The organism is Streptomyces sp. NBC_00986, assembly GCF_045162565.1.
GTDB lineage: Bacteria > Actinomycetota > Actinomycetes > Streptomycetales > Streptomycetaceae > Streptomyces.
On the sequence record NZ_CP108733.1, the window covers coordinates 9,910,051 to 9,923,455 of the forward strand.

14 protein-coding genes and 1 pseudogene are annotated in these 13,405 nt (G+C 71.0%); 9 read left to right on the plus strand and 6 right to left on the minus strand.

Going from position 1 to position 13,405, the window contains the following annotated elements:
- The first annotated feature begins 170 nt into the window (after window positions 1–170).
- The 7 genes from OG504_RS44465 (at window position 171) to OG504_RS44495 (ending at window position 7,329) form a co-directional block, all read left to right on the plus strand.
- Window positions 171–1,451 carry a sensor histidine kinase gene (locus tag OG504_RS44465; RefSeq protein ID WP_405994844.1) on the plus strand — a complete coding sequence of 427 codons (1,281 nt, stop codon included), beginning with the start codon at window positions 171–173 and terminating at the stop codon, window positions 1,449–1,451.
- Window positions 1,448–2,155 carry a response regulator gene (locus OG504_RS44470; RefSeq protein WP_405994845.1) on the plus strand — a complete coding sequence of 236 codons (708 nt, stop codon included), beginning with the start codon at window positions 1,448–1,450 and terminating at the stop codon, window positions 2,153–2,155. The genes OG504_RS44465 and OG504_RS44470 overlap by 4 nt, the downstream gene beginning before the upstream one ends.
- A 117-nt stretch (window positions 2,156–2,272) precedes the next feature.
- Entirely contained in the window at window positions 2,273–2,890 is a 618-nt protein-coding gene (locus OG504_RS44475) for a TetR/AcrR family transcriptional regulator (protein WP_405994846.1), read from the plus strand.
- Between the two features lie 65 nt (window positions 2,891–2,955).
- Window positions 2,956–4,062 carry a hypothetical protein gene (locus OG504_RS44480; RefSeq protein WP_405994847.1) on the plus strand — a complete coding sequence of 369 codons (1,107 nt, stop codon included), beginning with the start codon at window positions 2,956–2,958 and terminating at the stop codon, window positions 4,060–4,062.
- A gap of 41 nt (window positions 4,063–4,103) precedes the next feature.
- On the plus strand, window positions 4,104–5,282 hold the full coding sequence (locus OG504_RS44485; protein ID WP_405994848.1) for a DUF5624 domain-containing protein: 1,179 nt from the start codon (window positions 4,104–4,106) through the stop codon (window positions 5,280–5,282).
- A 72-nt stretch (window positions 5,283–5,354) separates the two neighbouring features.
- Window positions 5,355–6,221, plus strand: a complete 867-nt coding sequence (locus OG504_RS44490; protein WP_405994849.1) for an alpha/beta fold hydrolase — start codon at window positions 5,355–5,357, stop codon at window positions 6,219–6,221.
- Window positions 6,222–6,279: 58 nt separating this feature from the next.
- Complete coding sequence (locus OG504_RS44495) at window positions 6,280–7,329, plus strand: alpha/beta fold hydrolase (protein WP_405994850.1); 1,050 nt, start codon at window positions 6,280–6,282, stop codon at window positions 7,327–7,329.
- Between the two features lie 118 nt (window positions 7,330–7,447).
- Here the strand turns inward: OG504_RS44495 and OG504_RS44500 are convergent, their stop codons facing one another.
- Window positions 7,448–7,942 carry a peptidylprolyl isomerase gene (locus OG504_RS44500; RefSeq protein ID WP_405856777.1) on the minus strand — a complete coding sequence of 165 codons (495 nt, stop codon included), beginning with the start codon at window positions 7,940–7,942 and terminating at the stop codon, window positions 7,448–7,450.
- Between the two features lie 246 nt (window positions 7,943–8,188).
- On the opposite strand from OG504_RS44500, the gene OG504_RS44505 reads away from it, so the two are divergent.
- Window positions 8,189–8,815 (plus strand): GntR family transcriptional regulator, encoded by a 627-nt coding sequence (locus OG504_RS44505; protein WP_405994851.1) that lies wholly within the window; start codon window positions 8,189–8,191, stop codon window positions 8,813–8,815.
- 16 nt (window positions 8,816–8,831) lie between these two features.
- On the opposite strand, the gene OG504_RS44510 is transcribed toward OG504_RS44505, so the two are convergent.
- From OG504_RS44510 to OG504_RS44520, 3 genes are read right to left on the minus strand one after another with little or no spacing between them, the layout of a single operon-like run.
- Complete coding sequence (locus OG504_RS44510; RefSeq protein ID WP_405994852.1) at window positions 8,832–9,170, minus strand: cupin domain-containing protein; 339 nt, start codon at window positions 9,168–9,170, stop codon at window positions 8,832–8,834.
- Complete coding sequence (locus OG504_RS44515; RefSeq protein ID WP_405994853.1) at window positions 9,167–9,958, minus strand: carbon-nitrogen hydrolase family protein; 792 nt, start codon at window positions 9,956–9,958, stop codon at window positions 9,167–9,169. Before OG504_RS44515 ends, OG504_RS44510 begins: the two co-directional genes overlap by 4 nt.
- Before the next feature lie 49 nt (window positions 9,959–10,007).
- Window positions 10,008–11,450, minus strand: coding sequence for an MFS transporter (locus OG504_RS44520; protein ID WP_405994854.1), 1,443 nt, complete (start codon window positions 11,448–11,450; stop codon window positions 10,008–10,010).
- A gap of 196 nt (window positions 11,451–11,646) precedes the next feature.
- Here OG504_RS44520 and OG504_RS44525 point away from each other — a divergent pair, with 196 nt between their 5' ends.
- Window positions 11,647–12,333: a DUF2848 domain-containing protein gene (locus OG504_RS44525; RefSeq protein ID WP_405994855.1), complete on the plus strand. Its 687-nt coding sequence runs from the start codon at window positions 11,647–11,649 to the stop codon at window positions 12,331–12,333.
- A 194-nt stretch (window positions 12,334–12,527) separates the two neighbouring features.
- Here OG504_RS44525 and OG504_RS44530 read toward each other — a convergent pair whose 3' ends face one another.
- Both OG504_RS44530 and OG504_RS44535 read right to left on the minus strand, forming a co-directional pair.
- Window positions 12,528–13,055 (minus strand): hypothetical protein, encoded by a 528-nt coding sequence (locus tag OG504_RS44530; RefSeq protein WP_405994856.1) that lies wholly within the window; start codon window positions 13,053–13,055, stop codon window positions 12,528–12,530.
- Window positions 13,056–13,187: 132 nt separating this feature from the next.
- A pseudogene (locus tag OG504_RS44535) lies at window positions 13,188–13,364 on the minus strand (aldo/keto reductase); the annotation flags it as partial.
- Window positions 13,365–13,405 lie beyond the last annotated feature (41 nt).

The window sequence follows — 13,405 nt, forward strand, 5'->3', positions numbered from 1 at the left end:
GCATCACACGCAAGGTTGCGAGAGGGTTGCGCGCCGGTCGGCCGGACCAATTGCCGTACCGCACTGGGGTGATGGGTCACGACGTCATCCCTGAGATGTAGCCGGCGGATGTATGCGGCCCGTCCGCCGGAGGGATTCCGGGCGCCGTCGGTACCCGAGAGAATGGGCCGGTGACGGTGGGAGAGGAAGTCCCGGGTCGGTCGGTCTCCGCTCGGCTGCGGCGGGCGGTCGGCCTGTTGCTGCGCCCCGGTGGTCGACTGCCGCGCCCCACAGGGCAACAGCGGCTCGTCGACGCCGCGCTCGCGCTCGTTCTCACATGCGTGTCCGTGCAGTACGCGTGGGGCGACGGCTACGACGAGGCCCACCGGCACCGCATGACCGACCTGGTCATTCTGGTGTTCCTCGCCTCGGCTTCGCTCGCGTGGCGACGCCGCTACCCCCTCGCCGTCCTGTGGCTCGTGACGGTCGCGACGGCACTGACCCCGGACGACGTCGCCCGGCTCACCTTCTACGCCTGCGTCATCGGCGCCTACAGCGCGGCGGCCTACAGCCCCCACCGCCTGCCGACCCTGGCGAGCCTCGCCGTGGCGGTCGCGGTCATCAGCAGATCGGGCCAAGTCGGCCCGGCCAACCCGTACTTCTACGTCGCCCCGACCGTGCCCACCCAGTACGTGCCCCTGTTCATCTCGGTGCCGATCGTCGTGGCCGCCATCGGACTGCGCACCTGGAAACTCCGGGCCGCCGAGACCCGCACCCGGCTCACCGCGGTGGAGAGCGCCCGGGCCGAGGAGCTGCATCGGGCCGTAGAACATGAACGGGCCCGGATGGCCCGGGAGTTGCACGACGTCGTCACGCACAACGTCAGCGTGATGGTCATCCAGGCCGGCGCCGCCCGCACGATCATGGACAAGTCCCCGGAGCGGGCGCGCGAGGCGCTCCTCGCCGTCGAGGCGGGCGGCCGGGCGGCGATGGGGGAGCTGCGTGACGTGATGGGCCTGCTCACCATGGAACTGGGCCAGGATCCCGCCGAGTTGGAGAGCCTGGACCTGGATCTGGATCCGCAACCGGGGCTGGACCGGCTGGAGGCGCTCGTCGGCCGCATGCGCGGCGCCGGCGTACCGGTCGAACTGACCGTCTCCGGAGCGCCCCGGCCCCTCCCCGCAGGCATCGAACTCGCCGCCTACCGCGTGGTCCAGGAGGCCCTGACCAACACCGTCAAACACGCCTCCGGCGCCGACGCGAGCGTCCAAGTGTCGTACGGCGACGGCGAATTGCACGTGGAGGTCACCGACACCGGTGGCAGGCCCGGCCCCGCCGCGGCCACCGGCAACGGCCGCGGCCTGATCGGCCTGCGCGAACGCCTCGCCGTCTACGGCGGCACCCTGCGCACCGGCCCCCGCCCGCTCGGCGGCTACCGTGTCCGCGCCCTGATCCCCCTGGAGGACCTGTGAATCGCGCCCCGCGCGTCGTGGTCGCCGACGACCAGGCCCTCGTACGCACCGGCTTCCGGCTGATCCTCGACGCCCACGGCATCGAGGTGGTCGCCGAGGCGACCGACGGAGCGGAAGCCGTCGACGCGGTCCGGCGGACCCGGCCCGACGTGGTGCTGATGGACATCCGCATGCCGGACATGGACGGCCTGGAGGCAACGCGACGCATTCTCAGGGATGTTGGCGCCGTGGACGCGCCGCGCGTGGTCATGCTGACCACGTTCGACCTCGACCACTACGTCTACGCGGCGCTGGCCGCCGGAGCCAGCGGTTTCCTCCTCAAGGACGTCACGCCGGAACACCTCGTCGCCGCCGTCCGCACGGTCCGCGCCGGTGACGCGCTGCTCGCCCCGGCCATCACGCGCCGCCTGGTCGAGCGGTTCGCCCGCCGGGCCCCGGAGACAGCCTCCCTCCACCGCGACCTGGCCGCCCTCACACCCCGCGAACTGGACGTCCTGCGCCAGCTCGCCCAGGGTCTGAGCAACGCCGAACTGGCCATCGGGCTCCATCTCTCCGAGGCCACGGTCAAGACCCACGTCTCCCACATCCTCGCCAAGCTCTCCCTGCGCGACCGGGCCCAGGCGGTGGTCGTCGCGTACGAGACGGGGCTCGTCAGCCCGGGGACGCGGCACGAGGACGCCGCCGGCGGCGAAGTACCGGCGTAGTACCCCCTGCGGAGCACCAGTCTCTGCCCCGGATTCCGCTCGGGTTGACAAGTGCGCGGCCGCAACTGAAACTGAATTCAGATTTACTTTTTTGATGACGAGACCGTCGGAGGACCCATGCCCGCAACCGCCACGTCCAAGGGCGAGCGCTCCGCGGCCGAGCTCAAGGCCGCCGCCCTGCGGGTGATAGCGCGCCAGGGCTACCTGTCGACGAAGATCGGCGACATCACCGCCGAGGCGGGCAAGTCGGCCGGGATCTTCTACCGGTACTTCACCGACAAGGACGACCTGTTGCGCTCGATAGCGGACGACTTCGCCGCCGCCCTGCGCGAGCGCGTGGTCGAGCAGTCCGGGGAAGGGCACGCCCTCGACGGGATCGACGACATCCGCGGGCACGTGCGCGCCTACTGGGACATCTACCGCGACCACCGCGCGGAGATGACCGCCATCTACGAGGCCTCACTGGTCAGTGCGGAGTTCGCCACGCACTGGGAGGCGATGCGGGCGCGGCACGTCACGATCTGGACCGCACATGTGGCGGAAGCACGTCGACTCGCCGCTCCGGATGTGGACGCGCGACTGACCGCGCTCGCGGTCGTCTCCATGATCGAGCGTTTCTGCCAGGTCGTGGCCCCGCCGGAGAGCGAGGCGGCGGGCGACGCGGCGGTCGAGGCGCTGACGCGGCTGGCGGCGCACGGTGTGCTCCAGCCCGACCTGCCTCACCCGCCCCGCTGACCGGGGCGCCCCCGCCTCCGCTGCCGTACCGCGAACTGCTGTCGTAGACCGAAGTGAGGAACCACATGTTCGCCACCCACACTCCGCGCCTGACGGAGGTGGCCGTGCTGCCCACCTCGGGGGCGCGTGCCGTGGAGCCCTTCGAGCTCGACGGCATGCGGCTGCTGGCGGTCCCCCAACTCGCCTACGACATCCCCGGTACTCCGGCCGGCATGAACGGCGGGGACAGCGACACCGAGCTGCTCCTGCTGCGCCGGGCCGAGGGCGACGACACCTACGAGCCCTTCCAGACCCTGCCCGCGCCCGGTGGCGAGGACGCGGAGTTCTTCCGGATCGGCGAGCGTGCCTTCCTGGCCGTGGCCGACATCCGCTCGGGCAAGGGGCCGTACGAATACACCACCGACTCCACGGTCTTCGAGTGGGACGGGACCCGGTTCACGCCCTTCCAGAGCGTCCAGGGTTTCGCGGCCAAGCAGTGGCGCCACTTCGCCATCGGCGAGCGGCACTTCCTCGCCCTGGCGCAGGGCGTGACCGTCCCCGGCCACGAGGACGAGAACCGACCCTCCCGCATCTACACCTGGGACGGAACCCGCTTCGCCGCGCTGCAGGACGTCGACGCGCTCTGGGGCTACAACTGGCACGCCTTCGAACTCGGCGGCGAGCACTTCCTCGCCTACGCCGACCACGTGCGCCCCTCGGTGCTGCTGCGCTGGAACGGCGAGAAGTTCGAGCACGTGCAGGACCTCGCGCCCCAACACGGCCGCGCCTTCGCCCACTTCACCGACGGACAGGGCGAGACCTACCTGCTCGTGGCCTGTCTGGCGAGCCCCTCGCGGCTGCTGCGCTGGGACGGGGAGCGCTTCGTCGAACACCAGGTTCTGGATGGGCTCGGGGCCCGGGAGTTCGCCGTCCTCGACACCGAGGACGGGCTGTACGTAGTCCGCGTCAACTTCATCCTCGGCACCCAGGCCGAGCCCGTCACCGCGCTGGACTCCGAGCTCTACCGGTTCGCGGAGGGACGCCTCACGTCCGTGCAGTCCTTCCCGACCACGGGTGCCACCGATGCCGCCGTGCTCCGCGCCCGCGACGGCGGCCTGTTGGTGGCCGTCAGCAACAGCCTCACCGCCGACATCCGCTTCGCCGCTCGGACCGTTCTGTACCGCTTCGAGTAGTACGGGCCCTGCTCTGCCCCCTCTGGAGAAAGGATCCGCCGATGCCGTCCCACCAAAGTCCCGAACTCGTCGACCTGTTCACCACCTACACCGCCGGGCCCGGCAGCATCGGCTCGCAGCTGACCCGGGCCGCCGTCGAGCACGGCAGCGCAGACCCGCTGATCGTGGCCACCAGCGCCGACTTCGCCCTCTACCCGGGTGACGGCCGGCCGCCCACCGTCGAGGGCTTCCGCTTCTCCACCCGCGGGTTCAAGGAACTGGCCGGTGTTTCGCACCTCGGTCCCGCCGTGGCCACCCTCGTCCAACTCCGCGCGAAGTACGCCGACTTCGGCTGGCGCGCCGAGGCCGAGCGGCTGCTGCGCGAGGTCGAGCGCTCCCGCGCCGCCAACGGCGCCGAGTTGTGGCGCGACACCATCGCCGTCGAGGCGTACCGGGGGCGCGAGCAGGCGATCGCCGACATGGTCGACTACGCGTGCGCGGTCACCGCCCGCTATCTGCGCGCCGCCCTGGCCGACGAGTCGTATCTCAACTCCCGTACGCTGCGCGAGGATTACCTGGAAGGCGGCGGGCCCGGCGCCCAACTGCCCGTCCCCGTCGACCAGATGATGATCGCGACGTTCTTCCTCACCGGATTGGACGTCTCCCACCGCATCCTGCGCTGGTTCACCACGCAGAAGATCGACTGGGCCCGCGCGATGGTCGTGATCGCCGGTCAGCAGGGCCGCCCCACCGCGGGCGTCACCTGGAACACCTCCAGCGTCGCCACCATGATCCTGGGCGCCTCCGAGTACCGACTGCCCCTGGAACGGCTCTACATGGCCCCGCACGCGCCGACCTTCGCCACCCCCGTCGACGGTGATCTGACGGAAGTCGCCGCGCTGGAGGAGCCGTTGCGCCGGATCTGGTTCAACACCCGCGCCACCGTCGAACTGGGTGAGCTGATGTTCGACGGCTATCCCCGTTACGCCCCGGGGCAGTTGACGGCCCCCGACGTCGCGGACCCCGCCGTCACCGAGGTCAGCGAGATGCCGGTGATCCACGGCCCCGACGACCGGCGTGCCCTGACCACCCGGCTGCGCATGGTCCTGGAGGACCCACGCCAACTGCTCTCCGGCTGCGTCACCGACTTCGCCGTACGCCAACTCGTCGAGGCCGGGAACGACCCCGCCAAGGTCGTCGTCCCCGGCCTGGACGGCGTCACGTACCCCACCGACCTGTAGATCCATCGCCGCACCTGCCAACCCCTCCGCCCCGGTCCTGGCCCACGTACACCCTCCGGGAGAGACCTCACCATGCCCACGACCACCACCCCCCTCACCCTCGATCAGGCCCGCCACCTCGACGTACCGGACGGCGGCCGTATCGCCTACTACGAGACCGGCGCGACCCACCCCGCCGCACCGGTGATCGTCTGGGTGCACGGCCTCCCGCTCGACTCCCGATCCTGGTCTGCGCAACGGGAGTTCTTCGACACCCGCGCCCGCAATGTCTTCCTCGACCTGCGCGGCTACGGCGCCTCCAGCGAGCTTCCGTCCGACGTGACCGGCGTGACGGCCCTGTACGTTGCCGACCTGGCGGGCCTGATCGAACACCTGGGACTCACGGCCCCGATGCTGGTCGGCTTCGCCTCCGGGGGACACGTCGTGATGCGTCTCGCCGCCGAACACCCGGGGCTCGTGGGCAAGTTGGCGGTGCTCAACGGCTCACCCAAGTTCCGCCGCTCCGCCGACTGGCCCTACGGCTTCGACGAGAAGGGGATCGCCCGCTTCACCGACGCGGCGGCCGAGGGCGGCATCGAGGGCATCACCGACGCCGTGCTCGACCCCGAGGTCGTCCTCGCCGACGTGGACGCCGCCCGCGCGGCCGAACTCGGCGCCTGGTTCCGGGAGATGAGCCACAACGCCGGCGTACGGACCCTGCTCGGCTTCTTCGAGGACATCTCCCTGGACGACGACCGGGCCCTGCTCCCGGACATCGAGGCACCCACCCTTCTGATGGCGAGCACCATCGGGCAGGAGGTGCCCACCGGAGTCTCCCTGTACCTGCGCACCACCATCGCCCGCGCCCGCCTGGCCGAGCTGCCCGGCGCGGACCACTTCGCCTTCGCCACCCGCCCCGACCTGGTCAACAGCCTCCTGGACTCCTTCCTGACCAGCTGACGGCGCCCCACGGATCCCCGCTCCAGACCTTCCCGACCCCCCTCATGGACGTGACACCATGCCCGAACCCACCACCCCGCGCCCCGAGTTCACCGCCGACCCCGCATCATCGGCCCCGCCGCAGCCCCGCGACGTCCTCGCCTTCGCCACGACGGTGGCCGAGAGCGACACCAGCACCAGCATCGTCGTGGACCCCACGGGCGAGCCCCAGATCACCCTGGGCAAGCGGAAGCTCTCCGAGCAGCGCGACATCGTGTACGCGACTCCGCAGGACGCCGACGGCAACCCGTTCCCGCTACGGCTGGACCTGCTGGTCCCCGACACGGACGAACCGGCGCCGCTCGTGCTCTTCGTCCCGGGCGGCGGTTTCATGATCGCCAGGAAGGAGCTGTCGCCGGACACCAAGGCCTATGTGGCGGAAGCGGGCTTCGCGGTCGCCAGCATCGAGTACCGGACCATCCCCCAGGGCACCACTTTCCGCGAGGCCGTCGCCGACGTGCAGAGTGCGCTGCGCCATCTGCGCGCCCACGCCGAGGAGTACGGCATCGACACGCGGCGCGTCGCGCTGTGGGGCGAGTCGGCCGGGGGCTACCTGGTCGCGATGACGGGAGTGCTCGGCGGGCGGTCACTGCTCGATCCCGCGACGACGGACCCCGACGCCGCGGTCCAGGCCGTAGTGGACAACTTCGGCGCCTCGGATCTGGCCAAGATCGCGGCCGACTTCGACCCGGTGACCCAGGCGTCGTTCGAGGGGGCGGACAACATCGCCGCCATGTTCGTCAACGGCCGTACCAGCGGGGCGACTCTGGCCGGCGACCCGGAGGCAGCCGCCGAGGCGAACCCGATCAGCCACCTCGACTCAGCGCCGGCGCTGCCCGCCTTCCTGCTCCTGCACGGCACCGCCGACCCGATCGTCTCGCCCAGCCAGACCCTGCTGCTGCACGAGGCCCTGCGCGCGCACAGCGCCGACTCGACCCGCGTCGTCCTCCTCGGCGCCGGCCACGGCGACCTGGCCGTCCTCGCCGACGCGGAGGTCGGGCAGCCCTGGTCCACCCGCCGCACGATGGACCTGGTCACGGATTTCCTGGGCCGGACCTTGCACGGCTGAGGGCGTATACCAGCGCCTGTGTGGCGTCTGCCCCGCTGTCCCGCCCTGAACATGCCGCGGGCCCCGGCGATGAGACTTCATCACCGGGGCCCGCGATCACGACCGTGTACGGGCTGGTTCAGCCCTCGACGACGCCCGACGCCGCGATCTCGATCTTGGCCTTCGTGGCGCCCGACTGCGAGCCCAGGGACTCGATCTTGTCGATGATCTCCGTGCCCTCGACGGCCTCGCCGAAGACGACGTGCTTGCCGTCGAGCCACGAGGTGACGACGGTGGTGACGAAGAACTGCGAGCCGTTGGTGTTGCGGCCGGCGTTCGCCATCGACAGCAGGTACGGGCGGTCGTGCTTCAGGTCGAAGTTCTCGTCCGCGAACTTCTCACCGTAGATGCTCTTGCCACCGGTGCCGTTGTGGTTGGTGAAGTCACCGCCCTGCAGCATGAACTGGGGGATGACGCGGTGGAAACCGGAACCGGCGTAGCCGTAACCGTTCTGCCCGGTGGCCAGCTCGCGGAAGTTGCGGGCGGTCTTCGGGACGACCTCGTCGAAGAGGTTGAAGACGATGCGGCCGGCGGGGGCGCCGTCGATGGTGATGTCGAAGTAGACGTTGCTCATGGTCAATTCTGTCACTTTCGGTGTATTGCACCCTCTGCCTGGTGTGGCCGTGTGCCGAACACCAGGCCGTTACGTCAAAGGGCTCTGATCGGAGTCCAGTCCGTCGAACTCTATCCACAGAGCAGGGCTCGTGCGTCGGCGCCGGGTTCCAGGGGCGGGGCGTCGGCCGCGCCGTACGGCTCTCTCGGGCGGGAACGCGCGTGGTAGCGTCGGTATACAAACTGTATGCGATGTCTGGGGGTTGCCGTGGCGTCCGGTCGGGAGAAGGCCTACGCGTATCTCAAGGACACGGTGCTGACGGACCCCGGGATGCAGGGGGCCTTCCTGTCGGAGCAGGACCTCGCCGATCGTATCGGCGTCTCCCGCACCCCCATCCGCGAGGCGCTGCTCATGCTCGCCGCGGAGGACCTGGTCGAACTCGTGCCCAAGCGCGGTGCCCGGGTGGCGCCTCTGACGGGGCGCGAGGTCCGGGAGCTGATGGAGCTGCGCGGCATGGTCGAGCGGTACGCGGCCGAGCGGCTCGTCGCGGCCGGGCGGGTGCCCCTGGAGGAACTCCGCTCCCTGCTGGAGCAGCAGCGCGCGCTCACCGGCGCCGAGGAGGCCCACGAGTTCATCACCGTGGACCACCGCTTCCACGCGTCCCTGGTGTCGGCCGTGGGAAACACGCTGCTGGACCGGCACTACGACGGTCTGCGCAGCCGCCAGGTCCGCGCCGGAGTGGTCGCCGTCTTCAACCAGCAGGGCCGGCAGAAGGTGGTGCTCGACGAGCACGAGGCCATCGTCGACGCCCTCGCCGCCGGTGACGCGCAGGCCGCGTGCGCGGCCATCGACCACCACCTGCAGTCGACCCTCAAGGTGCTCCTCGACGGCTGAGGCCACTCCGCGGGAGTCAGGGGTAGGTGATCACGAGCATCGTCACGCCGTCCGCCGAGGTCCACGGCCCGTGCGGCATCCCCGGGGGACGGCAGGCGTACATGCCCGCCGTGAAGGTGCGGTCCAGCGTCAGGTCGTGCATCGCCCCCTCGACGAGATAGACCTCCTCCCATACGTCGTGCAGGGCCACGCCCGCGGCCGAGGAGTCCGTGCCCGGCGCCCACCGGACGAGCGCGGTGCGCCGCCCGCTCTCGGGATCCTCGGCCAGCACGCACTCCTCTACGCCGGGTCCGGCACCGGCAGGCGCACGCCAGGGCCCGTCGGGAAGGTGGAACTCCAGTTCGGGCCCGCTCATCGCCACACCTCCGGTCGCCGGTTCGCCAGCACGGACGTCTTCTCGCGCACCGCGCCGACCTCGTCGACGTCCAGGTCGGTCACGAGCAGCTCCGGCTCGGCGCCGAGGGAGGCCCGAACGGTCCCGTCGGGGCCCACCACCAGGCTGTGCCCGATGCCGGTCGGCACCGGGCCCGGACCGGTGCCGGGATCGGCCTGGCCGACGGCGGCGATCCAGACGGTGGCGTCCAACGCGCGGGCCCGCACCAGCAGTTCCCACTGGTCGAGCTTGCCGGGCCCCGCACCCCAGGAGGCCGCCAGCAGGGTGCCCACCGCCCCGGCGTCGGCATGCGCCCGGAACAGCTCGGGGAACCGGACGTCGTAGCAGGTCGCCAGGCCCAGCCGGACGCCGTCCACGTCGATCACGGCGGGGCGCGAACCCGGGGCCACGGTCTCCGACTCGCGGAAGCCGAACGCGTCGTAGAGATGGATCTTGTCGTACGACTCCTCGACGCCCGGTCCGGTGGCCAGCAGGGTGTTGGCCACCCGGCTCTCGCCGGCCGGGGTGAACATGCCGGCGACGACGACCGTGCCGGTCGTGCGGGCGATCTCGCGGACGCCGTCGGCCCAGGGTCCGTCGAGGGGCTGGGCGAGCGGGGCGAGTGGTGTGCCGAAGCAGGCCATCGACGCCTCCGGGAAGACGACGACACGGGCTCCGGCGTCGGCGGCGCGGCGCGTCCACTCCTCGATGAGGCGCAGGTTCTTCTCAGGGTCGGGGCCGGTGGTGAGCTGGCTGAGGGCGATCCGCATGGGCGGTGCCTCCTTGTCTGGGGCGGGAGCTGGGTTGCGTGGCTTTTTCTCAGCGGGGGAGGGGGAGGTCCGCTGCGACCGGGGTCTTCGGTGCGGCGAGTTGTGCGTCCTCGTCCACGGCGGCTTCGGGGTCGCGGCCCAGGATGACGCCTACCAGGGAGATCGCGGAGGCGAGGGCGATGTAGAGGGCCAGCGGGACCCAGCTGTCGTAGGCGCTCAGCAGGGTGGTGAAGAGGAGCGGGGCGATGGCGCCGCCGATGATGCCGGCCAGGGTGTAGGCCAGGGAGGAGCCGGTGTAGCGCAGGCGGGGTGAGAACTGTTCGGCGATGAAGGCGGCCTGTGGGCCGTAGAGGCAGCAGTGGATCACCAGGGCGACGAGGACTCCGGCGGCGAGCGGCAGCCAGGAACCGCCTGCGGCCATCGGGAAGAACACGAACGGCCACACCGCGGCCGCGATCGCCGAAACGCCGTACAGCAGGCGGCGGTTGACGCGGTCGGAGAGGGCGCCGGCCAGGGGCATCAGGAAGACCTGGACCGAGGAGCCGATGAGGACGGCGGCGAGGGCGGAGCCGCGTGACATGTCGAGTTCCTGGGTGGCGTACGTCAGCACGAAGACGGTGAACATCGCGTAGAGGACGTCCGGGCCGACCCGGCACAGGATCGCGGCGGTCAGGGCGCGGGGCTGGGTGGTGAAGACCTCGCGGATCGGGGTCTGGGGGCGGGACTGTTCGGCCTCCATCGCCTTGAAGACCGGGGTCTCCTCCAGCTTGGCGCGGATCCACAGGCCGAAGCCGACCAGGACGCCGGACAGCAGGAACGCCACCCGCCAGCCCCACGACTCGAACTGCGCCTCGGTCAGCAGGGCGCCGAGGGCGGCGAGCACACCGTTGGCGAGCAGGTTGCCCGCGGGCGGTCCCACCTGTGCGGCGGAGGCGTAGAAGCCCCGGCGGCGGGAGTCGCCGAACTCGCTGGACAGCAGCACCGCGCCGCCCCACTCGCCGCCCACGCCGACGCCCTGGGCGAAGCGCAGCACGACCAGTGCGATGGGTGCGGCGACGCCGATCGTGCCGTAGGCGGGCAGCAGGCCGATGGCGAAGGTGGCCACGCCGATCAGGACAAGTGTGGCGATCAGCACCTTCTTGCGGCCGATCACATCGCCGAGCCGTCCGAAGACGAAGCCGCCGAGGGGGCGGGAGAGGTAGCCGACCGCGTAGGTGGAGAACGCGAGGAGTGTGCCGGTGAGCGGGTCCTCGGAGGGGAAGAAGAGGTCGCCGAAGACGAGGGCAGCGGCGGCGGAGTAGACGGCGAAGTCGTACCACTCCAGGGCGGTGCCGGTGAGGCTGGCGATGAAGGCACGGCGGACGCCGGAGCGCTTCGCCGTGACGTCGATGCCACTTCGCGCGGGGTGGCTCTGCGCGGCGTCGGCGGCGTTCCGCGGGGCTTCGGGTTCGTTCCGCGGAGCGCCGGCGTCGCCCTTCGGGGTGTCGTGCATGGTGCCCATCCTTGCTCGGGAACATCGACCTTCCGGCATACTTCTTGTATACAGGTCGTATGCGCAAGCCCTGCGCCGGAAGTTAACCGTGGAGAAATCAGGTTCTGCGGGCCGGCTCGGCATTGTCCGAGCCCGGTTTCCCGGGCTTCCGTTCCCTGTCCTCGTTCTCTGTTCCCCGATCGCTGGGAGTGTCCTCATGTCCGTGCTGACCTTCGAACTGCCCGACGGATCGACGCGCGAGGTCGATGTCGTCCAGGTCCTCAACGCCGGGTACGCCGGGCGCAGCCAGGACGATGTCGCCGCGCACGTCGCGGAACTCGCCGAGCTGGGCGTGCCGGGTCCGTCCGTGACGCCGGCGCTCTACCCCGTCTCGCCGTACCTCGCCCAGCAGACCGAGCGGGTCGCGGTCCAGCACGGGCGCACTTCCGGCGAGGCCGAGTGGGCGCTGGTCGTCGCGGAGGGCGGGGAGCTGCTGCTGACCGCCGCGTGCGATCACACCGACCGTGACCTGGAGGTGCACGGTGTGGCCTGGAGCAAGAACGCCGGTCCCGACGTCCTCGCCCGCCGCGCCTGGCGGCTGGCCGATGTGGAGTCCCGGCTCGACGAACTCACCCTGCGCGCGTGGGTCAGCCACGCCGGCGCGGAGACCGAGATCCAGACCGGCACGCTCGCCGAACTCCTCACCCCGGCCTACTGGGTCGACGTTCTGCGTTCCCGCGGCGAGCTGATCCCCGGGACCGTCCTGATCTCCGGGACCATCCCCATGGCCGCGGGTGTCGACCAGTTCGCCGACGGCTGGCGTGTGGAGTTGGGGGATCCGGCGGGCGGGGACGTCATCGGCCTCTCCTACGATGTCCGGGCCATGCCGGAGCCCATCGGCTGACAGGGCGGGCGTGCGGGGTGAATTCCCGCGGTCCGGCGGGGCGAACTCCCGCCGTCCGGCGGGGTGGATTCTCTTCGTCCGGCGGGGTGAACGATTCGGCCGGGTTGCGGTTCCCGGCGTCCGGCCCGGCCCGATGCCCGATCAACCAGGGAGAGCAACCAAGGGAGTTGCTAGGGGAGTTACGGGGTGAGTTGCTAGGGGAAGTACAGTGCGGCCTTCTCCAGGACGTGCCCCGTGAACATCCCGCCGTACATGCTCCCGCCCCGATACATGGTGACCCGGGTGACTCCCGATCCCGACGTCTCCACGGTGACGGGCCGTCCGATCAGGGACGTTCCGAGGACCCGGGCGTCCTTGGCGGCCCACGTCCGCGCGTCGGGCCGGGCGCTGCCGGTGACCAGTGCGGGCAGGATCAGCGCGGCGTTGCGGGCGCCGGCGAGGCCGCCCCGCAGGTTCTTCGCGTAGTCCAGGGCCCACCCGGTGTACTCGGTCAGCAGGGCCTGGTCGACCTCGGGGACCGAGGCGGCGAGGACGAACAGTTCCGCCTTGGTCCCGAACCACCGCGCCTTGCGGTCCGACCGGCTGCCTATCATCACCGGGCGGTCGCGCCAGGTGGTCCCGGTCACCACCGTCCCGTCGGCGGCCAGCCGTTCACGGAGTCCCGCCAGGTAGGAGTCGGCCGCGCCGGTCGCCGGTGCCGGGTCACTCTGATGTTGAGTCATACGGGGATCTTCCGTCACATCAAGGCCGGGGCACAGGGGATTCCTTGATTTCGGCGGCTGGGCTCCGGAGGGTCGGAGGGAGTCGGGGCGCGGTGGTGCAGTCTGCGTGGGCGGGTTCGCGGGTGCGGTGGTCGGGCTGCTGTCCAGGGAACCGGCGGCGCGGCCCGAGTGTGAGACGAATCCGAACTTCGTCGCCACCACCACCTCGTCACGCCGGCCCTTGACGGCCCGGCCGACGAGTTCCTCGCTGGCGAAAGGGCCGTAGACCTCGGCGGTGCCGATGAAGGTGACGCCCAGGTCGAACGCGCGACGCCGTACGCCGTGCCGTGCACTTCACGAGACGAGAAGGG

Excerpts from the sequence above, each read along its gene's own strand:
- OG504_RS44475 (WP_405994846.1), top strand. The coding sequence starts at position 2,273 with ATGCCCGCAACCGCCACGTCCAAGGGCGAGCGCTCCGCGGCCGAGCTC.
- OG504_RS44480 (WP_405994847.1), top strand. The coding sequence starts at position 2,956 with ATGTTCGCCACCCACACTCCGCGCCTGACGGAGGTGGCCGTGCTGCCC.
- OG504_RS44485 (WP_405994848.1), top strand. The coding sequence starts at position 4,104 with ATGCCGTCCCACCAAAGTCCCGAACTCGTCGACCTGTTCACCACCTAC.
- OG504_RS44490 (WP_405994849.1), top strand. The coding sequence starts at position 5,355 with ATGCCCACGACCACCACCCCCCTCACCCTCGATCAGGCCCGCCACCTC.
- OG504_RS44495 (WP_405994850.1), top strand. The coding sequence starts at position 6,280 with ATGCCCGAACCCACCACCCCGCGCCCCGAGTTCACCGCCGACCCCGCA.
- OG504_RS44500 (WP_405856777.1), bottom strand. The coding sequence starts at position 7,942 with ATGAGCAACGTCTACTTCGACATCACCATCGACGGCGCCCCCGCCGGC.
- OG504_RS44510 (WP_405994852.1), bottom strand. The coding sequence starts at position 9,170 with ATGAGCGGGCCCGAACTGGAGTTCCACCTTCCCGACGGGCCCTGGCGT.
- OG504_RS44515 (WP_405994853.1), bottom strand. The coding sequence starts at position 9,958 with ATGCGGATCGCCCTCAGCCAGCTCACCACCGGCCCCGACCCTGAGAAG.
- OG504_RS44520 (WP_405994854.1), bottom strand. The coding sequence starts at position 11,450 with ATGCACGACACCCCGAAGGGCGACGCCGGCGCTCCGCGGAACGAACCC.
- OG504_RS44525 (WP_405994855.1), top strand. The coding sequence starts at position 11,647 with ATGTCCGTGCTGACCTTCGAACTGCCCGACGGATCGACGCGCGAGGTC.
- OG504_RS44530 (WP_405994856.1), bottom strand. The coding sequence starts at position 13,055 with ATGACTCAACATCAGAGTGACCCGGCACCGGCGACCGGCGCGGCCGAC.